General features: G+C 60.5%; 8 protein-coding genes. 5 read left to right on the forward strand and 3 right to left on the reverse strand.

The window, feature by feature from the left end; all coding sequences use genetic code 11:
• Both AC1DX0_RS27220 and AC1DX0_RS27225 read left to right on the forward strand, forming a co-directional pair.
• Positions 1-359: OmpA family protein (locus AC1DX0_RS27220; protein ID WP_477357495.1), on the forward strand; the 359-nt coding region annotated here is incomplete at its 5' end.
• 239 nt (positions 360-598) lie between these two features.
• Positions 599-1,204, forward strand: a complete 606-nt coding sequence (locus AC1DX0_RS27225) for a hypothetical protein (protein ID WP_477357497.1) — start codon at positions 599-601, stop codon at positions 1,202-1,204.
• A gap of 73 nt (positions 1,205-1,277) precedes the next feature.
• Here AC1DX0_RS27225 and AC1DX0_RS27230 read toward each other — a convergent pair whose 3' ends face one another.
• Together AC1DX0_RS27230 and AC1DX0_RS27235 are read right to left on the reverse strand one after the other, a co-directional pair.
• Positions 1,278-2,870: a DEAD/DEAH box helicase gene (locus AC1DX0_RS27230; RefSeq protein ID WP_475450982.1), complete on the reverse strand. Its 1,593-nt coding sequence runs from the start codon at positions 2,868-2,870 to the stop codon at positions 1,278-1,280.
• Between the two features lie 192 nt (positions 2,871-3,062).
• Entirely contained in the window at positions 3,063-3,836 is a 774-nt protein-coding gene (locus AC1DX0_RS27235; RefSeq protein ID WP_477221406.1) for an NAD kinase, read from the reverse strand.
• Positions 3,837-4,165: 329 nt separating this feature from the next.
• On the opposite strand from AC1DX0_RS27235, the gene AC1DX0_RS27240 reads away from it, so the two are divergent.
• Positions 4,166-4,369, forward strand: a complete 204-nt coding sequence (locus AC1DX0_RS27240; RefSeq protein ID WP_477221407.1) for a hypothetical protein — start codon at positions 4,166-4,168, stop codon at positions 4,367-4,369.
• A gap of 225 nt (positions 4,370-4,594) precedes the next feature.
• Complete coding sequence (locus AC1DX0_RS27245; protein WP_477357499.1) at positions 4,595-5,566, forward strand: NAD-dependent epimerase/dehydratase family protein; 972 nt, start codon at positions 4,595-4,597, stop codon at positions 5,564-5,566.
• 17 nt (positions 5,567-5,583) lie between these two features.
• On the opposite strand, the gene glf is transcribed toward AC1DX0_RS27245, so the two are convergent.
• Positions 5,584-6,768, reverse strand: a complete 1,185-nt coding sequence (glf, locus tag AC1DX0_RS27250; protein WP_477221409.1) for a UDP-galactopyranose mutase — start codon at positions 6,766-6,768, stop codon at positions 5,584-5,586.
• 263 nt (positions 6,769-7,031) lie between these two features.
• Between glf and AC1DX0_RS27255 the strand changes: the two genes are divergently transcribed.
• Positions 7,032-7,670: hypothetical protein (locus AC1DX0_RS27255; protein WP_477357501.1), on the forward strand; the 639-nt coding region annotated here is incomplete at its 3' end.

Here is a 7,670-nt window from a genome sequence, read left to right on the forward strand (position 1 = left end):
GTGGCGACCAGATCATCCTCAACATGCCGTCTGACATCACCTTCAACATCGATCAGGATGCGGTGAAGCCTGGCTTCTATCCGGTGCTGAATTCGGTCGCTCTGGTGCTGAAGAAGTTCAAGCAGACCACGGTCGACGTGTTCGGCCATACCGATTCGACCGGCGGCGAACAGCACAATTTCGATCTGTCGCAGCGCCGCGCACTGGCGGTCGCCAACTATCTGTCCGGTCAGGGCGTCGATCAACGCCGCTTCGCGGTCACCGGCTTCGGCAAGACGCGTCCGATCGCATCCAATGCGACGGCCSMSGGCCGCGMSCAGAACCGCCGCGTCGARATCCAGCTGTCGCCGCTCACCTGAGCGGTATCGATCAGAAACGAAAACGGCCCCGCAAGGGGCCGTTTTTGTTTGAGGACGTCGACGCTCTTCAGATACGGCGCCAGAGTATTAGCTAGTTCTAATTAACGACTTTCCCGCGGTCATGGAAAGGAATAGCATCGTCCCGTTCCTGAGGGGATGAGGCGGTACAACTGGCCGCGCTATAAGCATTTTTCCGCCTCGGTCTTGCACGGCCAGATCAGAAAGTCTGGGAGGAATGCATGACAAGAACAGGCCTAGGGCGCTGCGGCGTCCTCGTTTTGACCGGTGTTGCAGGCGCATGGTTGGGGGTCGCTACGGCTTGGGCCGAGGACGCCAACAAGGCCGACATCGATGCCTTGAAAAAGTCGCTCGCCAAATATGAGGACTACACSGCCGCCRTYCGCGACCTCTATCTGTCGACCGTCGGCTGCGTCTACTACAGCGGAGAAAAGATACCGGGCTCGATGGAATACCCGAAAGGCGCCATGGGCATCCATTTCGTCAACGTTCCAAGTGTTGGCCAGAAACTCGACCCGATGAAGCCCAACGTCCTGATCTACGAGCCGACCAAGAAAGGCCTGAAGTTGGTCGGCGTGGAATGGCTGGTGCCGCTGACGCCGGACGTCAAAGCGCCGCCGAAGCTGTTTGGCCAGACCTTCATGGGTCCGATGGAGGGACACTATCCGCTCATTCCGAGGGAGTTCGTCCACTACGATCTTCACGCCTGGCTGTTCAGGGACAATCCGAACGGCATGTTCAGTCCGACGAACCCGAACGTGAAATGCACCAAGGCCGACTTTCCGATGCTGGARAAACCGACCAAGATGATGCCCGGGCCGATGTAACGGCCGAGCTGAGCCAGAAGCTTACCGCGAAGGCAAGCCGGATCGCTGGCTTGCCTTCCAAAGCAGACGGAGATCAGACCTTTGCGACGATGCGCATGAAGGCCGGCATGTCATCGCCAAAGCCAACGGTGGTGTCGTTGTCTTCCTGGTGGCGGTGACGGGCAGGGCGGTTGCTATCGCGCTGCGGCCTGGTGTCGCCCCGCTCCGGTGCGCGCTGTTCGTTGCGATCGGAGGATTTGCGTTCGGTGTTTTCCGAACGGATCGCCTCCTTGCGCGCACGCCTTTCGCCAATGTCGGCGACGGGCGTCTCAGCCACATCGGGCTGTTCCTGCTGTGCGACCACCGGCGAGGCATCTTCCTCGCTGTGTTTGGCGCGACGTTCGCCGCCCTTCTTGCGTTCGCCCCTGTCCTTGCGATCGTCGTCCTTGCGGCCGGCACGGCGCGGCGCGCCTTTGCCACGGCGCGGAGCATCGTCCTCGCCGCCTTCGCTGGCCACGACCGTCGACAGGTCGCCGTCATGCCACTCGATCTTGTTGCCGATCAGCCGTTCGATGGCGTCGATGTATTTGGTGTCCGACTTGGTCGCGATGGTGAAGGATTTGCCGGAGCGCCCGGCGCGACCGGTGCGGCCGATGCGGTGGACATAGTCCTCGGCATGGATCGGCACGTCATAGTTGAAGACGTGGCTGACRTCGGGGATGTCGAGGCCGCGCGCGGCGACGTCCGAAGCCACGAGATAACGAAGCTTGCCGTCACGGAAATTGGCCAGCATCTGCATGCGGGCGCGCTGGTCCATGTCGCCATGCAGGGCGCCGGCATCGAAATCATACTTCAGCAGCGAGCGGAACAACTCCGACACTTCGACCTTGCGGTTGCAGAAGATGATGGCGTTCTTCAACTCCGCGTCTTCAGCCTTGATGAGGTTGCGCAACGTTTCGCGCTTGTCCCAGGGCTTCGAGCCGGACTTCACCAGCCGCTGGATAATGTTGGTTGCGGCGGACGCAGCCTTCGAAACCTCGACGCGCACGGGCGCGTGCAGGAATTTTTCCGTCAGCTTGGTGATTTCCGGCGGCATGGTCGCCGAGAAGAACAGCGTCTGCCGGGTGAACGGGATCATTTCGCAGATGCGCTCGATATCGGGAATGAAGCCCATGTCGAGCATGCGGTCGGCCTCGTCGATAACGAGGATCTCGACGCCGTTGAGCAGCAGCTTGCCGCGTTCGCGGTGGTCGAGCAGACGGCCAGGCGTCGCGATCAGCACGTCGGCGCCACGCTCCAGCTTCTTGTCCTGCTCGTCGAACGACACGCCGCCGATCAAAAGCGCGATGTTGAGCTTGTGGTTCTTGCCGTATCGGATGAAATTCTCTTCGACCTGGGCGGCGAGTTCGCGCGTCGGYTCCAGGATCAGCGTGCGCGGCATGCGGGCGCGKGCCCGGCCTTTTTCKAGGCGGGTCAGCATCGGCARCACRAAGGAAGCCGTCTTGCCGGTGCCGGTCTGGGCGATGCCCAGAATATCCTTGCCGAGCAAGGCGTGCGGGATCGCACCAGCCTGGATCGGCGTCGGCTGGGTGTAGCCGGCATCGGTGACTGCGGAAAGGACCTTCGGCGACAGGCCGAGGTCTGCGAAGGTCAACGCTTCTTGAGCGGTCGTGGTGTCTGAGGACAAGTGTTGTTGTCTTTGGCTGGTTCGGGGAAGCGCAACGGCGTCYGTCGCGGCAAGCGCCACGCGCCTGCAAGATTGGTATTGCGATTAGGCGCAAGTCCGCGATTTGTCAACAGAAACGGGCGGGATTGGCACGAKTGTGAAGTTGTAACCTTAATCGCGATGGTTAATCCGGCCGCTTGTCTGTGTGCCGGCTCAGTAACGGAACTGTTCGGCCAGGATGCGCTCGTTCCAGGAATGATTGGGATCGAACAGCAACGTCGCCGTCGCGGTCGGCGATTCCCGTACCGTCACCGAAGTCACCGCCTTGACCTCGGTGTGATCGGCGGCGGCGTTCACCGGCCGCTTTTCCGGCTCGAGAATGTCGAAGCGCACGGTTGCCTTGTTGGAGAGCAACGCGCCACGCCAGCGGCGCGGGCGAAACGGGCTGACTGGGGTCAGCGCCAGCAGCGGTGCGTCGAGTGGCAAGATCGGGCCGTGTGCGGAGAGATTGTAGGCGGTGGATCCGGCTGGCGTGGCGATCATGACGCCGTCGCAGCTCAGTTCTTCGAGCCGGATCTGTTCATCGACGCTGATGCGGATCTTGGCTGTCTGATAGGATTGGCGCCACAGCGCAACTTCGTTGATCGCCAGCGCCGAAACGGTCTCGCCTTCCGAGGTGACGGCCAGCATTTCCAGCGGGCGGATGGTTTCGGCGACCGCAGCCGCGATTCGCTCGGTCAGCCCCCCGGAACGGTACTCATTCATCAGGAACCCGATGGTGCCACGGTTCATGCCGTAGACCTTCTTTCCGGTTCCCATCGTGTCGCGTAAAGTCTGCAGAAGGAAGCCGTCGCCGCCCAGGGCCACCACGACTGCGGCCTCCGCGATCGAAGATTGGCCATAACGCGCCGACAGACTTTCCAGCGCCGCCTTGGCGTCTGCTGTGTCGGACGAGACGAAGGCGATGCTGTTGGCGGCTGTGCTCATGGCTCCCCGATCGCGACCGATTGGCGGCGGGTCTGGTCGCGCCAGCGCCGGGGTAGCATGGTGCGGGCGGCTCTGCAAAGAGAGCCGTTGCGCCGGTGGGTAAAGCCATGCCGCGACGGCGTCGCCAGCACCGGCAGGTCGCGCTTCATGACATGGCGCGCGCGAATGTGATGGTTAAGGCGGGGCTTAAACTCTCGTAAAGGCGGATCGATCATGTTAGCCGGGATGGATGGCGTGGGGGCGCCCGCAGCACCGCAAGTATCCTTCGGGATGCCAAAGGACGCTGTGGCACTTTTGATTTGTGCGCATGATCCCATGGACGAACCTAGATGTTCGGGGGCACGCACCAACCAGACGAGGCCGACATATTGCCGGTAGCACGCCTGATCATCGTCTTTCTCATGCTGGGTAGCTTCGCGCTGGTCTTCGCCGAGCTTGTGCGGCAGTCGGAAGCAATGAGTAACAGACCGCTGCCCACGGCGTCACGCTGTGGCGATGCCAGCGGCATGCCTTGCCCGCAACGGGCACTGTAACCGCGGAGTAACCGCGAAAATTCATTTTCCCTATCCGCACCCAAGGTTTCGTCCTCGGGCGACCAGTCATCGGCTGGCGCAGGACAAGTTTGATCGTTGCAATTGCGGCAGCGATGAAAGCACTGGTAGAAGACACTCGGATCTGGATAGGACCTTGGTCCCATCGTCCTGGAAAACAAGCCCTGCGGCGCGTTGGCCGGTCGAGTTTTCTGGAAGGGAGTGTGGATGGCGCGCAGCGTGTTGGTTTCTGGGGGCTGCGGCTTCATTGGCTCCCACCTTGTCGATCGCCTGCTGCGGCGCGATGATCTGGAAACGCTTGTCGTCGTCGACAATCTGTGGACCGGATTGCGCGACAACCTTGCCCATGTCGCGGACCCGCGGTTCAGCCTGCAAATTGCCGATGCCGAAAGCTTCACGGCCGGCCGGCATTTCGATGAGATCATCCATCTGGCGTCACCGGCTTCGCCCGTATGGTACATGCGCGAGCCGGCTCGCACGATCAAGGCCAACATAGGCGGCGCGCTCAATCTTCTATCGCTGCTCAGGCCCGGCGGTCGCTTCTGCTTCGCCTCGACCTCGGAAGTCTATGGCGATCCCATGGTGTCGCCCCAACCGGAGAGCTACCGGGGATCCGTGGACTGCACCGGGSCAAGGGCGTCCTATGATGAAAGCAAGCGCTGCACCGAAGCGCTGCTGTTCGAAGAGCAACGCGTCAATGGGCTCGATGTCCGCGTCGTCAGGTTGTTCAACACCTATGGGCCGCGAACGCGCATCGATGATGGCCGCGCTGTTTCGAATTTTGTCAGCCAGGCCCTGACCACTGGAATCCTGACCGTCTATGGCGACGGCTCGCAATCGCGCAGCTGGGGTTACGTCGACGATATCGTCGATGGGTTGGAGCGTTTCTTCTGGCGTGACAGCATCTCGCACCGCGGCCCCTTGAACATCGGCAACAATCGTGAGGTCTCGGTTCTCGAGACCGCGAAATTCGTCAGTTCGCTTGTGGCTGGCAGCCGCATCGAACACCATGCGCCTGCCCTGCAAGATCCGACGAACCGGTGCCCGGACTTGACCCTGGCAAGGCAGGTTCTTCCCGGATGGGAGGCAAAGACCAGTTACCAGGAAGGGATACGGCGCACTTTCGAATGGTTTCGCCGACAGATGGCGACTGACGGCAGATCGGCGGCCTCAGCCTGAGCCTGGGGCCCGACCCGTCATAGCGACCGTGAAACAGAATCTAGACTGCCGGTGAAGTAGGGTCCAAGCACGGTTTCAAAGGCCTTCAAGGCCGCGCCGATCGCCTGATGCATGTCGAGATACCGGTAGGTGCCCAGCCGTCCGCCCAGATGCAGGTTTTTCTCGGCGTCCGCCCGTTCGAGGTAACGACGGTACACCGCCTGATCCCGGCGCGTGTCGATCGGATAGTAGGGCTCGTCGCTGCGGCCGGCAAAACGGGAATACTCGCGGCCGATCAGTGTCTTGTCGCTGTTGTGCTGGCGTTCCGGATTGAAATGCCGGAACTCGACGACGCGGGTGTAGGGCACGTCCTCGTCGGCATAGTTCATGATCGCCGTGCCCTGATGATCCGGCGTGTCCATGACCTCGAGATCGATATCGATCGTCCGCCAGCCGAGCTCGCCCTCGCAATAGTCGAAATAGCGGTCGATCGGACCGGTGTAGACGACCGGCAAGCCTTTCGGAAGCAAGGGTTTGATATCGAAGAAGTCGACGCCAAGCCGTGTTTCGATGAGCTCATGGGCGAGCATCTTTTCGAAGATCGCCGTATAGCCATCCACAGGTTGGCCTTGAAAGCGGTCGTTGAAATAGCCGTCCTCGAATGTGTAGCGGACCGGCAGGCGCGCGATGATCTGTGCCGGCAGTTCGCGCGGGTCCGTCTGCCATTGCTTGGCGGTATAGCCCTTGATGAAGGCCTCGTAGAGCGGACGGCCGACGAGCGAAATCGCCTTCTCCTCGAGATTGGCCGGCGGGCGATCGCCAAGCTCCGCCGCCTGCTCGGCGATCATGCCGCGCGCCTCATTGGGGCTCAGCCGCTTGCCGAAGAACTGGCAGATCGTGGCAAGGTTGATCGGCAGCGGATAGACCTTGTCGCGATAGGTCGAGAACGCACGATGGCGATAGGCCGTGAAACCGGTGAAGGCGCGCAGATAGTTCCAGACCTCCTCGTTGGATGTATGGAAAAGATGCGGCCCGTAGCGGTGGATCTCGACGCCGGTGGCGGGATCTTGTTCGGTGTAGGCATTGCCGCCGATGTGCTGGCGCCGGTCGATCACCAGCACGCGCCGGCCGAGTTGCGTGGCGATGCGCTCGGCGAGCGTCGCGCCATAAAAGCCCGCGCCGACAATAAGGATGTCGGCCTTGCCAAGCAGGTTCTTGTCCATCCGGCCTTATCCATTCAGTGTTCAGCGTCAGCGCCTTATTCGCTGCCGTTGGTCATGATTCAAGCGAAAAACGACATCCGGCTGAAGTGTTTGGAAACGAGGTATTCCGGCTGGATGGATCAAAATATTTTGGTGGCTTGATCGTCTTTGTATAGATTAGAAGAATCTTCAGAATTCGAACATTTATTTTATCGATATCGTTGATCGATCGGTCCAGTAAAAAGCGGCCACCGTAGGGTCTTGCATCCATGAAACTTATCGTCGTGACGCCGGCCGGGCGCGAGAAATATCTTCGCTTGCTCAGCCATTACGTTCTGAAAAGCTCCGATGTGCACGAATGGCACCTGTGGGACAACTGCCGCAACGAAGCCGATCGAGCCTACCTGCAGAGACTGGCCGCTTCCGATCCACGCTGCCGGATCAAAAAACTTCCACACGCCAATGGCGGGTTCAATGTCATCGGTGACTTCTATCGTTTTTGCGATRATGTCGACGCTTTCTATCTGCGCCTCGACGACGATGTGGTTTTTGTCGAGGACGGCTTCTTTCAAAAGTTCATGGCCAGGGTCATGGCCGAACGAGGATCAGCCATCTGGTACGCGCCGCTGATCATCAACAATGCGATCTGCAATTCACTGATCAAACAGCTTTCCAGGGTTGTGGTGGAGGGGCCGCTTACGTGCCAGGCGTCATGCGAGTTCTCCTGGGCACATGCCAGCTTTCCGCAGGCGCTTCATCCGGTCTTCATCGAAGCTGTCCGCTCCAACCGGCTCGATGACTTCCGGATCCCGGACCGGGAGATCAGGCTGTCGCGCTTCTCCATCAATGCGATCGGTTTCTTCGGGTCGGATATTGTCGGTCTGGGAGAGGATTTCCATCCGCCGTCAGGCGATGAGGAAGAG

The organism is Mesorhizobium sp. P3_A9 (assembly GCF_056402975.1).

Coding starts and splice junctions, on each gene's coding strand:
- AC1DX0_RS27235 (WP_477221406.1), bottom strand. CDS start 3,836: ATGAGCACAGCCGCCAACAGCATCGCCTTCGTCTCGTCCGACACAGCA.
- glf (WP_477221409.1), bottom strand. CDS start 6,768: ATGGACAAGAACCTGCTTGGCAAGGCCGACATCCTTATTGTCGGCGCG.
- AC1DX0_RS27240 (WP_477221407.1), top strand. CDS start 4,166: ATGTTCGGGGGCACGCACCAACCAGACGAGGCCGACATATTGCCGGTA.